The following is a 14,655-nucleotide window of genomic DNA, read 5'->3' as shown; positions in this document are numbered from 1 at the left end:
TATGGCAAAAGTAATTCCACATAGTTTATTCTCTGAATTCGATATCAATCTATTCAAAGCCGGAAAACATTACAAATTGTACGAAAAATTTGGTTCGCATACCATCACTGTCGATGGTGTAGCAGGAACTTATTTTGCAGTTTGGGCACCAAGTGCAAAAACCGTTTCTGTGATTGGTGATTTTAACTTTTGGATAGAAGGCGAACACCAACTGAATGTACGTTGGGATTCCAGTGGTATCTGGGAAGGTTTCATTCCAAATGTTGGTCAAGGAAGTATTTATAAGTATAAAATACAAAGTCATCACAACGACATCAAAACGGAAAAAGCAGATCCGTATGCGCGTCGTTGCGAGCATCCACCAAAAACGGCTTCTGTGGTTTGGAATGCGGATCACAATTGGAAAGATAGCGATTGGATGACCAAACGTAAAAAGCACAATGCCTTGGATGCGCCATATTCTGTATACGAAGTGCATTTGGGTTCGTGGAAACGAAAAATAGAAGACAATAAATTTTTAAGCTATACCGAATTGGCAGACGAATTGGTGGCGTATGTAAAAGACATGAACTTTACTCATGTCGAATTGATGCCTGTGATGGAATATCCGTACGATCCAAGTTGGGGCTATCAGTTGACAGGATATTTTGCGCCAACTTCGCGATTTGGAGTTCCAGAAGAATTCAAATTATTGGTAGATAAACTCCACCAAAACGATATCGGAATCATTTTAGATTGGGTGCCATCGCACTTTCCAGAAGATGCACACGGACTCGGTTTCTTTGATGGAACCTGTTTGTATGAACATCCAGACAAACGAAAAGGCTATCATCCCGACTGGAAAAGTTTGATCTTTAATTACGGTCGAAACGAGGTGAAATCGTTCTTAATTAGTAATGCTATTTTTTGGCTCGATCAATATCATGCGGACGGTTTGCGCGTAGATGCGGTTGCTTCCATGTTATTTTTAGATTACTCTCGTGAAGATGGCGAGTGGGAACCGAATCAGTTTGGCGGACGAGAAAACTTGGATGCCATCGCGTTTATGAAAGAAATGAACGAAGCGGTGTACAGCATGTTTCCGGACGTACAAACCATTGCCGAAGAATCAACGTCCTTTCCAATGGTATCGCGTCCTGCAAGTATTGGCGGACTCGGTTTTGGGATGAAATGGATGATGGGTTGGATGCATGATACGCTGCAATATTTTGCGAAAGAACCCATTTATAGAAAACACCATCAAAACGATTTAACCTTTAGCATGACCTATGCATTTACGGAAAACTTTATGTTGCCGTTGTCGCATGATGAGGTCGTGTATGGAAAACATTCCATTTTAGGAAGAATGCCAGGCGACGAGTGGCAACGTTTTGCCAACGTACGTTTGTTGTACAGTTACATGTTTACGCATCCAGGAGCAAATTTACTCTTTCAAGGAGCTGAATTTGGACAAAGTGGCGAATGGAACTTTCAACAAAGTCTCGATTGGCATTTGCTAGACTACGATGTACATAAAGGTGTACAAAGCTTATTAAAAGACCTAAATGGATTATACAAATCAGAGCCAGCCTTACACGAACTGCAATTTTCCGCAGAAGGTTTTGAGTGGATTGATTACAACGATTCGGAAAACTCTGTGTTAGTCTACATCCGAAAAGGAAAAAAACCAGCAAACGATCTGATCATTGCCTGCAACATGACGCCAATTCCACGTGAAGCCTATCGCATTGGTTTGCCAAACGAAGGAACATTGCAAGAAATCTTCAACAGTGATGTAAAGAAATATGCAGGAACAAGTGATTTTGTAAATTCAGGAACAATAACAACGGAAGAAAAAGAATGGCAATTTAGAAATCATTCTGCCAAAGTGACAATTCCGCCATTAGGAATGGTAGTCTTAAAATACAAAGCATAACATTTTAATATTGACATAAATATAAAAAAAGCTGTCTAAAAAGTCATTAAAAGCGTCATTCTGAGCTTGACTCAGAATCTCATCACACTGATTTTTAACTGTTATGAGAAACCAATCAAGCCTGTCTTGAGCGACCATTGAAAGGTTCGGTTTGACGAAATATTTACTTTTTAGGCAACCTTTTTTTGCTACACAGTGAAACTGTAGTTATGAATAATTATACCAGTTTCACTATAAAATGCAACATATAGACTTGTTCATTTGGCATCCTAGTTCCTTGCGAATACGTTCTGTAGCTACGGCTATGCACAGCATTCGCGACGTTCTATGATCCCAAAGCAACTTCGTCTGTAAAGTTGCTTATTATAATCAAATTGGTCTTAGTTTTTGTATGTGAGCGTCCAAAGAATGATTTCAATACAAATTTCACCTGCTGTACATGTAATAGAAACTGTAGTTCCTCCTTTTAATTCAGCAGCATCCAATGTAGAGATTGTTTTTTTATTCAGTTCTAATGATTTGATCGTTCTTTTTTTCATAATTAATATTTTGGTTGTTAGTTTGTATATAATTTCTTTGTTTTAGAGAAATATTAGGAATGCTTTACAAGTTTACGTGTATGTAATGACATATTTCAATTCAACTAAAGTTATTCATTATCCAAATAGTCAATCAATGCATCAGCTGCAGCTGCAGTCGCATATCCAACAGTTGCCAAATATGCTGTCCAAACAGAATATGATCCTCCATGTACTTTATCAGTTTCAATAGTTGAAATTGTTTTTTTATTCAGTTCTAATGATTTAATCGTTCTTTTTTTCATGATTTTAGTGTTGTTTCAATTAGTCTTGTTCTGTATAATTAGCGATAGCCTCTCCCAATACAATAATAGTATATGTATATGCCGTCCAAGTAGTGTATCCTCCTTGTACTTTAGAGGATTCCATTTTTGAAATTGTTTTCTTATTCAGTTCTAATGATTTGATCGTTCTTTTTTTCATGATTCAATAATTTAATAGGTTTATAAAATTAATCACATAAAATAAAGAATTTTCATTCCTTTATAAGTGCCAAAAAACAAGTCAAAAACTTTTGTTAGTTGGAGTTTCCAACTCGGATTCATCCTAAAATTTCTAACTTGGACTTCTAAAATCACAAAATACGATCAACTATAACGTTATCGTTAATAAGTCAAGGTTTTAAAGCTTTTAATTCTCTAAACTTTTCCGTTTTTTTACGTATTATTCGAAAAATTGCAAAATGATTGTAAATACTGAATTAGAGAACAAAGGGAATTTATTTCCTTCCAAAATTATAAACTTCAGCAAAGATGTTGACACGTTATATTTTACATCCGATAATGATGTCGTGATGCAAATGCGAATTGTGCGCGACAGTGTCTTGCGTTTTAGATATACCACGACAGGAACTTTTGAAAATGATTTCTCCTACGCGATCACTAAATATGCGAGCACGGGATACAATCATTTAGAAATTGAAGAAGATGACGAAAAATACATCATTACGACGTCAAAACTGATATGTCACATCGCGAAAGCAAACATGCGTGTACAGTTGTACGATGTTAAAGACAATACGTTGATCAATGAAGATGAACTAGGATTTCACTGGGAAGAAAGCTACGAATACGGCGGAAACATCGTAAAAATGAGCAAAACTGTCAATGAACGCGAAAGTTACTTCGGACTCGGAGACAAGCCAGAACATTTGAACCTGAAAGGCAAACGTTTCCAAAACTGGGTGACAGACTCGTATGCGTATGGTAAAAATACAGATCCTATTTACAAAGCCATTCCGTTTTATACAGGATTGCATCACAACAAAGCGTACGGAATCTTTTTTGACAATACGTTCAGAAGTTATTTTGATTTTGCACACGAACGTAGAAACGTGACAAGTTTTTGGGCACAAGGTGGCGAAATGAACTATTACTTCATTTACGGACCGCAAATGCAAGATGTCGTAGAAAGTTATACCGACTTAACAGGAAAACCGCATCAATTGCCGCCATTATGGGCGTTGGGATATCACCAATGTAAATGGAGTTACTATCCAGAAAGCAACGTAAAAGAAATCACGAAGAAATTCAGAGACTTAAAAATTCCATGTGATGCTATTTATTTAGATATTGATTATATGGATGGTTTCCGTTGTTTTACATGGAATAAAGATCACTTTCCAGATCCAAAGCGAATGGTGAAAGAACTCGCTGATGATGGTTTTAAAACTGTCGCGATTATTGATCCAGGCATTAAAATAGACAAAGAATACAGTGTTTTTAAAGAAGCACTCGATAAAGATTATTTCTGCAAACGCGCCGATGGTCCGTACATGAAAGGAAAAGTATGGCCAGGGGAATGTTACTTTCCCGATTTTACCAAACCAGAAGTGCGCGATTGGTGGTCAGGCTTATTTAAAGAATTGATTGAAGATATCGGAATCAAAGGTGTTTGGAACGATATGAACGAACCTGCGGTAATGGAAGTGCCCAACAAAACGTTCCCAGATGATGTGCGTCACGATTATGATGGAAATCCATGCAGTCACCGAAAAGCACACAATATATACGGAATGCAAATGGCGCGCGCCACGTATCAAGGATTGAAGAAATTTAACTATCCAAAACGTCCGTTTGTCATTACGCGTTCAGCATATTCAGGAACACAACGGTATACCTCATCTTGGACAGGCGACAATGTGGCAACTTGGGAACACTTATGGATTGCCAATGTACAAGCACAACGCATGGCAATGTCTGGTTTTTCTTTTGTGGGAAGTGATATTGGTGGATTTGCCGAACAACCGCAAGGAGAATTATTTACACGTTGGATTCAATTAGGAATCTTTCATCCGTTTTGTAGAGTGCATTCTTCGGGAGATCATGGCGATCAAGAACCGTGGGCTTTTGATGAAGATGTAACGGATGTAGTGCGTAAGTTTGTGGAATTGCGTTATCAATTATTACCATACTTATACACTGCTTTTTGGAATTTGGTAGATCATGGAACGCCATTGTTAAAATCACTCGTGATGTTTGATCAAGAAGATCATCAAACGCATTACCGAACGGACGAATTTGTTTTTGGAGATCAGATATTGGTATGTCCAATTCAAGAACCAAATAGTAAAGGTCGCAGAATGTACATTCCACGTGGACAATGGTACAATTACTGGACAGATGAAATGGTAGAAGGAGGAAAAGAAAAATGGGTGGATGCTGAAATTGATAGCATGCCAATTTTCGTAAAAGCTGGCGCGGTGATTCCAAAATATCCTGTACAACAATATGTAGGGGAAAAAGATATCAAAGAAGTAACCTTAGATATCTACTACAAAGAAGGAAAAGAGCGTTCGCAATTATTTGACGATGCACATGATGGGTACGATTATACCAAAGGGCGATACAGTCTGAGAACTTTCAAAATTACAGGAAAGAAAAAAGAATTGATCATTCAGCAACACAAAGAAGGAAAATATATTACTACCTATGAAAACTTCAAGTTGAACATTCACGGATTGCCATTCAAAGTCAAAGAATTCCAATTAGATAATGTCACAGTTCCATTATCAAAAGTGAAAAAAGACAAAAATGGTGCTTTTGTAGTTGACAAAAACTTTTCAGAAATACATATTATTGGCTAGTATTTAGCATCAAGATATTTGGCTATTTAGATACAAGAGTCAGGACTTTTATAGTGTTGACTCTTTTTTTATGTTACAAGTTATCACTTCGATTGTCAATGAAAAAAGCAAATATTAAATAAAATTCATTAGATGATTTTGACTTTGAATAAGAAAAGTGTAGTTTTAAAAAGAACTAATACCAGTAATTTCAAGTTGTAAATGGTATAAAATTATAAATGAAAATATACCGAATTTGGAATATACATACGTTGGCAACAAGAAATGAAAAACCTAAGAATAACATTAATACTATCTATATTTTTAACAGTTAACGTTTTCAGTCAAACTGATGAACCAAAATCTATTTTGGTTTCAAAACTTTATAGTTACGAGACACTTGCATTAGTAGTAAGGTTTGACAATGGAATAGATTCTATTTATTTTCCAATTGACACAAAACTTATTAAAGTTCAAAACAAGAAATTAGATGCTAATGGTAAAAATGTATCCCCAAAAAAGGTGTATTATGAATATCGTTTTACTGCAAAAATTGATACAACTTATAAATTGCCATCAGCACAACTCTGGTCAAATAATAAATCGTACGAAATCCCTCTTGACGCGTATGTAATACTGAAAAAACCACAAGAATCTATCAGACTTTCCAAAGTTGATTCTATAAAATTAGCCGATAAAATAGAAGCTGATAGAATAGAAAAATATAAAGTAGCCGAAAAAGAAAGACTTGAAAGTAAGATTGAATCTCGAATTTCAAAGAACATTAATGAGAGAGGTTTATTACTTTGGACAGATAAAAATATTGTAAAAATCAATGACCATTTTAAAATTGTTATCGAAAGTAATATGGATTTTGATAAAACAAGTATTTCTATAGAGGATATAGAAAATTTAAGTCAAAAATTTAAAGTGAAAAGTGCAGGAATTTCGACAATCTATGACAATGGCTTTAAACATCATTACAGGTATTTTATTTGCCAAGCTTTAGCTTCTGGAGAAGTAACTATGAAGCCTTTAGAAATTAAAACTGAAGATAAAAAAATAAAAACAAACCACTGGAATTTTAAGATAACAAACTAGATTAACGTGAATTCGACGTAAGAAATTGTTACCAACACTTATATAATTGATGCGGAATTCAAAATGGCTAGTCAAAGTTGGAAACTTTGACTACAACAAAAACGCTTCTATCTTCTCAATAACCGCAGTATTCCCCAAAATTCTGCGATGTCCTAAACCTTCTGTTATATGAATGCTGCCTTTTGGAAGTGCTTTGTAAATTGCATGTGCAGCTTTTACAGGAACATCTCCATCATTTTCATCATGTATAACCAACGTTGGAATGTCTACTTTTTTTGCAACATTACTGGCAGAAACGGCATTAATATCACTTCCGTAGATACGATCTAAGTTCGCTTTCATTTTGGTAGCCACAATTGGTTTCAATGTCAACGCTTCAATAAAGTCCGAAATAATATCTGAAATCAGATCTCCAGCACCAATGGTCACCAGTTTTTGTACTTGCATACCATCGTGAATCGCATTCAATAAAGACATGCCGCCCAAACTATGGCCAATAGCAAACTCAAACGGTCCGTATTGTTTGTCCAATTCTTTAATGGATTCAATAAATTCTAACAAAGAAGACTGATTGCCTTTTAACTTTCCATGTGAAGTCGCATCAAAACTAATGGTTTGGTAACCTAAATTCACAAAATGATCGGCAATTTTCACCAATTGTGTTCCGCGACCGCTCCAACCATGAGCCAATACAATCTTTTTATCACTTTCGCCATAGGAGTATACCAAAATATCTTTTTCAATCTTAGGAACATGCATCATTGTTTGTGTAGACGCTTTGTCCATGTGAAATTCACGCTTTGGCATTTTGTATTTAATAGGCGTAATAAACAATCGCTTTGCATATTTCGCGGCAAGCGTAGTAGAAAAAAATTGTAAAAAGCGACCTGTATACAAAATCGGTTTCGGGACTTGTACAGGCGGTTCAGGGTTTGCGTTGGATGCAGTTTGACTCATTTTTTGGTACTCTATCTAAGATTTTTCAAAAGTGAGGTAAATTTTCGAGCTTCGGAAATACATTTTATAGTTTTATGTGAATTATTTAATAATCGTTAATTTTGTTACCTATTGTATTTCAACATACAGTATTAAATACTTAAAATAAAAAATCATGAAGAAATTAATAGCATTATCAGCTTTTATATTTATACTATCTTGCGCCACGAATCCATTCACTGGAAAAAAAACTATGGCGTTTGTATCAAATGCGCAACTATTTCCAACAGCATTTGCACAGTATGATCAATTTTTAACCGAAAATAAAGTAGTCAAGGGAACTTCGCAAGCACAAATGATTCAACGTGTAGGAGAGCGTATTGCCGTTGCAGCAGAACGTTGGTTAGATGCAAACGGACAGCAAGGCTATTTAAAAGATTACCAATGGGAATATAACTTGGTAGACGATCCTGCGGTAAACGCGTGGTGTATGCCAGGCGGAAAGATTGTATTTTACACAGGAATTTTACCTGTGGCTCAAAACGAAACTGCCGTAGCAGCGATTATGGGACATGAAGTTGCACACGCATTGGCAAATCATGGGCAACAACGTATGAGTGCTGCGTATTTACAACAAGGATTGGCAGTAGCCGGAAACATTGCGATCAAAGATGACAAATCGCGTGAAGCATTCAATCAATATTACGGTGTCGGATCAAACGTATTGGGAATGTTGCCTTTTAGCAGAAAACACGAAAACGAAGCGGATAAGATTGGAATTTACTTAATGGCAATCGCAGGCTACAATCCCGACGAAGCACCAGAATTGTGGAAACGTATGGGCGCAAAAAGTGCTGGAAAAGCACCGCCAGAATTTTTAAGCACGCATCCATCAAGTGAAACACGTATTAAAAACTTACAGGCAGAAGCCGACAGAGCAAAATCGGAAGCAAAAAAGTTTGGTGTTGCAGAATATCGTGCGATAGGAAAATTTTAATATAACGTACTTTCAAAAATAAATCTGTATTTTAGAAGCCGTTCACAAATTACTGTGAACGGTTTTTACTTTTTAGACAACATGAGAAAAAAGACACAACTGCAAAAAGGCGATAAAAAACTAATTGGCGCATGGGCATTTTACGATTGGGCAAACTCTGTATATTCACTCGTCATTAGTACGGCGGTATTTCCCATATATTATGCAGGTGTTACCAAAGGATTTGAAAGTTATGTAGAAGCAAGCAAAACAATCGAATTTTTAGGTGTTGAAATCAATCCAACTTCTTTATACAATTATACTGTAGCATTTTTTATGGCAATTGTGGCTATTATATCGCCAATACTTTCGGGAATAGCAGATTATACAGGAAACAAACTCAAGTTTTTAAAATTCTTTTGCCTTTTAGGTTCGTTGTCTATTATTGGTTTATTCTTCTTTCAAGGAGAATCGACACTTTGGGTTGGACTGGCACTCACAATTACCTCTGGAATTGGTTTTTGGGGAAGCATCGTTTTTTACAATGCCTATTTGCCCGAAGTAGCACATCCAGAACAGCAAGATCAAGCAAGTGCCAAAGGATTTATAATGGGATATATTGGTTCTATTTTGTTGCTTATTATTTGCTTGGCAATGATTATGAATCATGAGTTTTTCGGATTTAAAAGTACAGGTCAGGCAACGCGTATTTCGTTTATTATTGTTGGACTTTGGTGGCTAGGATTTGCACAAATCACCTATAGAAGGCTACCAAATAACGAACAACATAGAAAACCTGAAAAAGGCTATTTAACAAGTGGATTTAAAGAATTAGGGAAAGTTTGGAAAGAACTGAAAAACTATGCTTCGTTGCGTATGTTTTTGCTATCGTTTTTCTTTTTTAGTGTGGGCGTTCAGACCATTATTTATATGGCGGGGATTTTTGGAAGTACCGAATTAGGCTTGCCCGATACAAATTTGATTGGCGCCATTTTATTAGTACAATTCGTGGCTATTTTTGGTGCTTTTATCTTTTCAAAAGTATCTGTAAAATACGGAAATATTACCGCACTAAAGATTACCATTGTTATTTGGGGATTGGTCTGTTTTGTAGCATTTTCACTAGATAAAACCCAAGAAAATATAGAACTTTATTTTTATGCTTTAGGAGGTTTAATTGGTTTGGTGCTTGGTGCAATTCAATCCTTATCACGTTCTACCTATTCAAAATTATTGCCAGAAACACAAGATACTGCCACGTATTTTAGCTTTTATGATGTTACAGAAAAGATTGCCATTGTGATCGGAATGTTTGGTTTTGGCTTGTTAAATTCTATGACTGGTTCTATGCAATGGTCGGTATTATTTTTAGCAATTTTCTTCTTTATTTCATTCATCGTATTGAGTTTTGTGAAGAAGACAAGGTATGTACAATAAACAGATTTACATTACATTTTAAAAATTATAAAAATGCGCATTAAAAAATATATACTTTTCACACTTTTTGGAATATGTATTTCCTGTTCCAATAAAACGGACCGTTCTACCATATTTGGGTTAGAAGGAAATGTAAAAACATACACGGAGCTTTATTACCAAGCTGCGCATAAATTTGGAGAATGGCAGCAAGGCAAACTGTCAGAAGAGTTTGGTAATATGAAAGTCTCTTTTGAGCGTACTGGAAATTACGAATCACTAGAATTTTTAGATGCTGATCATAATTTAACCGAAAAAATGATTCCTGTAAGAGAAAAAGGTGAGATTATTGAAGAACTTAGATACAATCCAGAAGGGGAATTAATGGGGAAAATGGAACTTACATTTAGGTCTGACACTAAAATAAAATTTAAAAATTTAGATGTTAAAGATGGCATCACTTCCAAAGGAATTTCATTTATAGAAAATGATAGAATTATACGGCAAGAAATTATATTACTAGACTCATATACACCATCAGACAAAAGACCAAAAATTTTCTTAGATTTTGAATATGATTCAAAGGGACGAATTATCAGTCAAAAACAAACTGATCAAGATGGCAATGTTGACTATCAATACACTTTCAAACATGTTGAATTTGACGAACATAATAATTGGACAAAACGCCTCGATTATGATGAAAAAGATACGGAAAATCCAAAAAAAGTAGTTACTAGAGTTTATGAATACTATTAAGCAAAAGGTATCTAAAAAAAGAAAATATTGCTAAAAACATAAAAATTACTACATTTGATTGAAATTAAAACCGTTATCACATGAAAAAAGCTTCCCTATTACTGTTAATATTTGTTTCATTATGTGCATTTACCTGCGAAAATGAAGTACTCGATGCAGACATTGACCAAAGTGCAACCATAAATACAGGTGGTAGCTCCGCTTCACTTATTGGAACGTGGCGTGCAGTTTCTTTAGATGCAGACATACAAACAGCAACCACTCTTTTAGGTTTTTCAACGACTGTGGATTCTGATGTTGTAGGAACCGATCTCGATTATACACTTACGTTTACAGAAGATACTTATACCGCTACAGGAAGCTACGTTATTTCTATGACAACGAGTTTTAATGGAGAATCTCCTATGACAACAACTCAAGGTGGAGACGTTACTACCGAAAGTGGAACGTATGAAAATGTAGGACCGACTACCATGATTCTTGATGAACCTTTTTATACGTTTAGTGTGCCAGGAGCTGACACAAGTGGCGTCACTGGAGAACCGCAAGAATTGGAATACTCAATTAGTGCAGACGGGCAAACACTTACATTTGTGCAAAATCAGCAAGATGTACAATCTTTAGAAGGGATTGAAATTTCAGTATCAGTCATGTCAACTTCGGTATTTACAAGAGAATAATTAGAAAAATATAAAAAACATACAAAAGCCACTCCGAAACGAGTGGCTTTTTGCATGTCCAAATTTTGATTGTTGAATCTCCTAGTTCATAGAAATGCTTCCAGAACCTGCTACTTTGGTATCTTGTTTTGCGGGTTTTCCTTTATACGTAATGTCTCCCGAACCAGCTACACGTGCTTTTAAGTAATCTGTAGCGTGTACTCTAATATCTCCCGAACCTGCCAAACTTACTTTGGCACTTTTTGCCGTTAATTTATATGCGTGAATGTCACCTGAACCTGACAATGCTATTTCTGCGTTATCCGCAGTTCCTGTTGCAGTCATATCTCCCGAACCAGAAACCGCCATTTTTAACTTTCCTGTTTCCACATCAATAATAACATCTCCCGAACCTGCCAATGCCATTCCAAAAGAGTCTGCTTTTATAGTGTCTTTGGTATACACATCTCCCGAACCTGATAAAGAAACTTTACTAATGTCTTGAAAAGGCACAGTAATTACTAACGATTGTCTTTTGCTAGTACGTAAGTTGTATCCTTTTTTTGTTTTAATCTTTAACACGTCGCCGTCTACTTCGGTCATCACGTATTCTAACAAATTAGATTCTCCTTTAAGTGTAATGTTTCCTTCGGTTCCTGCTACCAATTCTACATCAAAGAAACCAGCAACTTTTACAGCGTCATAATCTGATGTAGATCGTGTAATAGTGGTTACCTTTCCGTTTCCTTTAATTTTCTTTTTTCCCCATTGTGCATGAGAAACTGTTGTGGCTAGTAATAGCGTAATGATAAATACTGTCGCTTTTTTCATAATGATTGATTTTTTAGATTGAATTATTGTTTTTATGATTTGATGAATTATAATTTTGTAAAACGAATACTTCCGTACTCAGAGTTGATGATGATGCTGTTACTACTTGAACCATTTCCGTGATAACCTTCATAATATTTTTCGCCATCTTCAACTATTTTTTTATTAACCGTGAAACTTTCTTCACCTTTCAAACTTGCATTTTCCAAGTTAAACTCAAAAGTGAAATTGTAATTCGGTTGATAGCCTATCTTAATGCCTGCATACTCAGATTCAATAGTAATATCGCCAGCATTACTCGTCATTTCTGCAATTTTAATAGAACCGTAGTCCGCTTCTAAGTCTACATCTCCAGTAATTTTTCCCAAACGAAGCGATAAATAATCACCAACACCTTCTACATTGTTTGCTTTTTCTATTTGAAGCGTTTTAAAGTCGCAGGTATACTCAATATCGTTAATTTCTCCAAAAACAGATTTTGTATAATCCGCATTCAAGTCAATATCTCCGGCTTTGTCAATTTTAAAAGAAGAATAATCCGCATTAATGCGTCCTCCGCCCATATATGCGATGGTTACATTATTGGTGTAATCAAAATTGAGTGAATTGTTATCAGACATCAATTCGCCAATTTCCATACCGCCATAATCAGAACTTAACGAAACTTTATTCTCTGCTTTGTCAATGAAAATTTTTCCGTGATCATTTGAAATGTCCAATTCATTGCCTTTTGGAAACTTAATGGTATAATTTACATTTACGTTTACATTGTTGCGCTTGTTCCATTTCCACCAAGCTTTAGAACCGTTATTGAATTTCGTTTTGGCATTCACCATATTTGTAGTGTTTGTAAAATCGACATCAATTTGATCCAAGCGTTCGGTAACTTTCTTTTCAGAATTTCCATTGGTTTTAATCACCACTTCAATAGCAATAGTATTTTTGTCCCAAGAAGTTAAATGTACGGTTCCGTAACTACTTGTTACTTTGAGTAATGCATCTGCACTTACAGAAAACTCTTTGGTAATGGTTTTCTCTTTGGTATGCTTTCCTTTCAATTTTCCGTTTCCATTGGAAGCAAAAGCTACGACAGGAAGTATAAAAGCAATCAGTGTTAGTTTATATAATAGTCTGTTCATTTTTGAATAATTTAATTTCATCAATTTGTTGTAAAACGCTTTCAAGTAACTCTATACGCAATTGAAAATTGGTGATCATGGCGTGTAAAATTCGTTTGTCGTCTCCGTTTTCAACGAGTTGATTTTTTAGGGTTTCGTAATCATTTTCGAGTCGCTCCAAACGCTTCATAGCATCTTGAATGATCTCTTTGGTATCTTCGTCTTCTGCTGCTTTTACTTTTTCAAGTTCCTTCTCAATTAAAGAGGCAAAATACAGTTGTGATTTTTCCACTTCTGGCGAAAAGGTAATCTGAGTTTCTTCTGCGGAAGCGCCAAAATCAACATTAGAACCAATTAAAATTCCCAGACTTAGCAATACGACACAGGCCGCCGCAATTTGTTTCCACCAAGTAAACAGGGCATTCGGTTGTTTGGTTTCAGTGATTTCTTGAGCTGGCGGTTGTTGCAGCTTTTTCAAAAAACGATGTTCGTGTCCGAGTTGCGGCGTTTCGATGTCGAAATCGTCTTGCAATCGGTCAAACAGATTTGTAATGTTATCTTTCTCTTTCATACGTATACTTCCAGTTTTCGTCTTAGACTTTCTTTTGCGCGCGAAATTGTTGTTCGGCAATTTGCATAGCTGATATCTAGAATTGAGCAAATTTCTTCATAATCGAACCCTTCAATTAAATGTAAGGTCAAAGAAACTCTGTAATTGTCTTTCAGTGTTTTTAAAGTTTGCAATACTTTTTGAGCCTGTAAGCTTGTAAACTCCTCGTCTGAAGCAATTCCATCGTTATCTTCAACCTTATGTAACATGGTGTCGATAGGAACTTCTTCTTTTCGTCGCTGCTTTTTATACAGATAAATACTTTTGTTCACTACAATTTTTTTTAACCATGCGCCAAAAGAAACTTTTTCGCTAAAAGTGTCCAATTTTATAAAAGCATTTAAAAACGCTTCTTGCATGGCATCTTCGGCTTCTGCGCTATCTTTTAAAATTCGAAATGCAGTATTGTACATCGCTTTGTAATAACGATTGTAAATCTCCATTTGCGCAGACTGGTTTCCTTCTTTGCACAACGTAATGAGTTGTTCAGTATGTAACTTTTGGTGGCTCAAAAAGTTTTAGTTTATTGTAAAGATTGTTGAAAATTAAGTTTGTTACACTTTTACCTAAAATTATTTAATATTTCTTGCAATTTGTCACTTTTCAAAAGAAAACTTGGCATAAGAATTGTTTTTAATATGTGAACTATGCCAGTAAAATCAACGCTTCAGTTGATTTATAAGCGGTTACAC

Annotated in this window: 15 protein-coding genes; 7 read left to right on the top strand and 8 right to left on the bottom strand. The window is 35.5% G+C overall.

Annotated elements, in window-relative coordinates:
- The first annotated feature begins 1 nt into the window (after window position 1).
- Window positions 2-1,915 (top strand): 1,4-alpha-glucan branching protein GlgB, encoded by a 1,914-nt coding sequence (glgB, locus tag KORDIASMS9_RS20865; protein ID WP_114904715.1) that lies wholly within the window; start codon window positions 2-4, stop codon window positions 1,913-1,915.
- Window positions 1,916-2,295: 380 nt separating this feature from the next.
- On the opposite strand, the gene KORDIASMS9_RS23515 is transcribed toward glgB, so the two are convergent.
- From KORDIASMS9_RS23515 to KORDIASMS9_RS23505, 3 genes are all read right to left on the bottom strand, one after another.
- The gene (locus tag KORDIASMS9_RS23515; protein WP_162820090.1) at window positions 2,296-2,454 is read right to left on the bottom strand and encodes a hypothetical protein; all 159 of its coding nucleotides are present in this window, start codon (window positions 2,452-2,454) and stop codon (window positions 2,296-2,298) included.
- A 110-nt stretch (window positions 2,455-2,564) separates the two neighbouring features.
- On the bottom strand, window positions 2,565-2,738 hold the full coding sequence (locus tag KORDIASMS9_RS23510) for a hypothetical protein (protein ID WP_162820089.1): 174 nt from the start codon (window positions 2,736-2,738) through the stop codon (window positions 2,565-2,567).
- Window positions 2,739-2,757: 19 nt separating this feature from the next.
- Window positions 2,758-2,916 carry a hypothetical protein gene (locus tag KORDIASMS9_RS23505; protein WP_162820088.1) on the bottom strand — a complete coding sequence of 53 codons (159 nt, stop codon included), beginning with the start codon at window positions 2,914-2,916 and terminating at the stop codon, window positions 2,758-2,760.
- 259 nt (window positions 2,917-3,175) lie between these two features.
- Here KORDIASMS9_RS23505 and KORDIASMS9_RS20860 point away from each other — a divergent pair, with 259 nt between their 5' ends.
- Entirely contained in the window at window positions 3,176-5,578 is a 2,403-nt protein-coding gene (locus KORDIASMS9_RS20860) for a glycoside hydrolase family 31 protein (protein ID WP_114904714.1), read from the top strand.
- A gap of 264 nt (window positions 5,579-5,842) precedes the next feature.
- Entirely contained in the window at window positions 5,843-6,658 is an 816-nt protein-coding gene (locus KORDIASMS9_RS20855) for a BatD family protein (RefSeq protein ID WP_114904713.1), read from the top strand.
- Between the two features lie 90 nt (window positions 6,659-6,748).
- Here KORDIASMS9_RS20855 and KORDIASMS9_RS20850 read toward each other — a convergent pair whose 3' ends face one another.
- Window positions 6,749-7,615, bottom strand: coding sequence for an alpha/beta fold hydrolase (locus KORDIASMS9_RS20850; protein WP_114904712.1), 867 nt, complete (start codon window positions 7,613-7,615; stop codon window positions 6,749-6,751).
- Between the two features lie 154 nt (window positions 7,616-7,769).
- Here KORDIASMS9_RS20850 and KORDIASMS9_RS20845 point away from each other — a divergent pair, with 154 nt between their 5' ends.
- The 4 genes from KORDIASMS9_RS20845 (at window position 7,770) to KORDIASMS9_RS20830 (ending at window position 11,425) form a co-directional block, all read left to right on the top strand.
- Window positions 7,770-8,591: a M48 family metallopeptidase gene (locus KORDIASMS9_RS20845; RefSeq protein WP_114904711.1), complete on the top strand. Its 822-nt coding sequence runs from the start codon at window positions 7,770-7,772 to the stop codon at window positions 8,589-8,591.
- Between the two features lie 81 nt (window positions 8,592-8,672).
- Entirely contained in the window at window positions 8,673-10,007 is a 1,335-nt protein-coding gene (locus tag KORDIASMS9_RS20840; RefSeq protein ID WP_114904710.1) for an MFS transporter, read from the top strand.
- A gap of 33 nt (window positions 10,008-10,040) precedes the next feature.
- Complete coding sequence (locus KORDIASMS9_RS20835) at window positions 10,041-10,745, top strand: hypothetical protein (protein WP_114904709.1); 705 nt, start codon at window positions 10,041-10,043, stop codon at window positions 10,743-10,745.
- 80 nt (window positions 10,746-10,825) lie between these two features.
- Entirely contained in the window at window positions 10,826-11,425 is a 600-nt protein-coding gene (locus tag KORDIASMS9_RS20830; protein WP_114904708.1) for a hypothetical protein, read from the top strand.
- A gap of 81 nt (window positions 11,426-11,506) precedes the next feature.
- Here KORDIASMS9_RS20830 and KORDIASMS9_RS20825 read toward each other — a convergent pair whose 3' ends face one another.
- The 4 genes from KORDIASMS9_RS20825 to KORDIASMS9_RS20810 are packed head-to-tail and all read right to left on the bottom strand — an operon-like array spanning window position 11,507 to window position 14,475.
- The gene (locus tag KORDIASMS9_RS20825) at window positions 11,507-12,235 is read right to left on the bottom strand and encodes a head GIN domain-containing protein (RefSeq protein ID WP_114904707.1); all 729 of its coding nucleotides are present in this window, start codon (window positions 12,233-12,235) and stop codon (window positions 11,507-11,509) included.
- 47 nt (window positions 12,236-12,282) lie between these two features.
- Window positions 12,283-13,374, bottom strand: coding sequence for a hypothetical protein (locus KORDIASMS9_RS20820; RefSeq protein ID WP_114905313.1), 1,092 nt, complete (start codon window positions 13,372-13,374; stop codon window positions 12,283-12,285).
- Window positions 13,355-13,924, bottom strand: a complete 570-nt coding sequence (locus tag KORDIASMS9_RS20815; protein ID WP_114904706.1) for a hypothetical protein — start codon at window positions 13,922-13,924, stop codon at window positions 13,355-13,357. Before KORDIASMS9_RS20815 ends, KORDIASMS9_RS20820 begins: the two co-directional genes overlap by 20 nt.
- Complete coding sequence (locus KORDIASMS9_RS20810; protein WP_205318014.1) at window positions 13,921-14,475, bottom strand: RNA polymerase sigma factor; 555 nt, start codon at window positions 14,473-14,475, stop codon at window positions 13,921-13,923. The genes KORDIASMS9_RS20815 and KORDIASMS9_RS20810 overlap by 4 nt, the downstream gene beginning before the upstream one ends.
- Between the last annotated feature and the right edge of the window lie 180 nt (window positions 14,476-14,655).

Source organism: Kordia sp. SMS9, from assembly GCF_003352465.1.
GTDB lineage: Bacteria > Bacteroidota > Bacteroidia > Flavobacteriales > Flavobacteriaceae > Kordia.
The sequence above is the reverse complement of the archived record's forward strand: the minus strand, read 5'-3'. Positions and strand labels throughout refer to the sequence as shown.

Excerpts from the sequence above, each read along its gene's own strand:
- glgB (WP_114904715.1), top strand. The coding sequence starts at position 2 with ATGGCAAAAGTAATTCCACATAGTTTATTCTCTGAATTCGATATCAAT.
- KORDIASMS9_RS23515 (WP_162820090.1), bottom strand. The coding sequence starts at position 2,454 with ATGAAAAAAAGAACGATCAAATCATTAGAACTGAATAAAAAAACAATC.
- KORDIASMS9_RS23510 (WP_162820089.1), bottom strand. The coding sequence starts at position 2,738 with ATGAAAAAAAGAACGATTAAATCATTAGAACTGAATAAAAAAACAATT.
- KORDIASMS9_RS23505 (WP_162820088.1), bottom strand. The coding sequence starts at position 2,916 with ATGAAAAAAAGAACGATCAAATCATTAGAACTGAATAAGAAAACAATT.
- KORDIASMS9_RS20860 (WP_114904714.1), top strand. The coding sequence starts at position 3,176 with ATGATTGTAAATACTGAATTAGAGAACAAAGGGAATTTATTTCCTTCC.
- KORDIASMS9_RS20855 (WP_114904713.1), top strand. The coding sequence starts at position 5,843 with ATGAAAAACCTAAGAATAACATTAATACTATCTATATTTTTAACAGTT.
- KORDIASMS9_RS20850 (WP_114904712.1), bottom strand. The coding sequence starts at position 7,615 with ATGAGTCAAACTGCATCCAACGCAAACCCTGAACCGCCTGTACAAGTC.
- KORDIASMS9_RS20845 (WP_114904711.1), top strand. The coding sequence starts at position 7,770 with ATGAAGAAATTAATAGCATTATCAGCTTTTATATTTATACTATCTTGC.
- KORDIASMS9_RS20840 (WP_114904710.1), top strand. The coding sequence starts at position 8,673 with ATGAGAAAAAAGACACAACTGCAAAAAGGCGATAAAAAACTAATTGGC.
- KORDIASMS9_RS20835 (WP_114904709.1), top strand. The coding sequence starts at position 10,041 with ATGCGCATTAAAAAATATATACTTTTCACACTTTTTGGAATATGTATT.
- KORDIASMS9_RS20830 (WP_114904708.1), top strand. The coding sequence starts at position 10,826 with ATGAAAAAAGCTTCCCTATTACTGTTAATATTTGTTTCATTATGTGCA.
- KORDIASMS9_RS20825 (WP_114904707.1), bottom strand. The coding sequence starts at position 12,235 with ATGAAAAAAGCGACAGTATTTATCATTACGCTATTACTAGCCACAACA.
- KORDIASMS9_RS20820 (WP_114905313.1), bottom strand. The coding sequence starts at position 13,374 with ATGAACAGACTATTATATAAACTAACACTGATTGCTTTTATACTTCCT.
- KORDIASMS9_RS20815 (WP_114904706.1), bottom strand. The coding sequence starts at position 13,924 with ATGAAAGAGAAAGATAACATTACAAATCTGTTTGACCGATTGCAAGAC.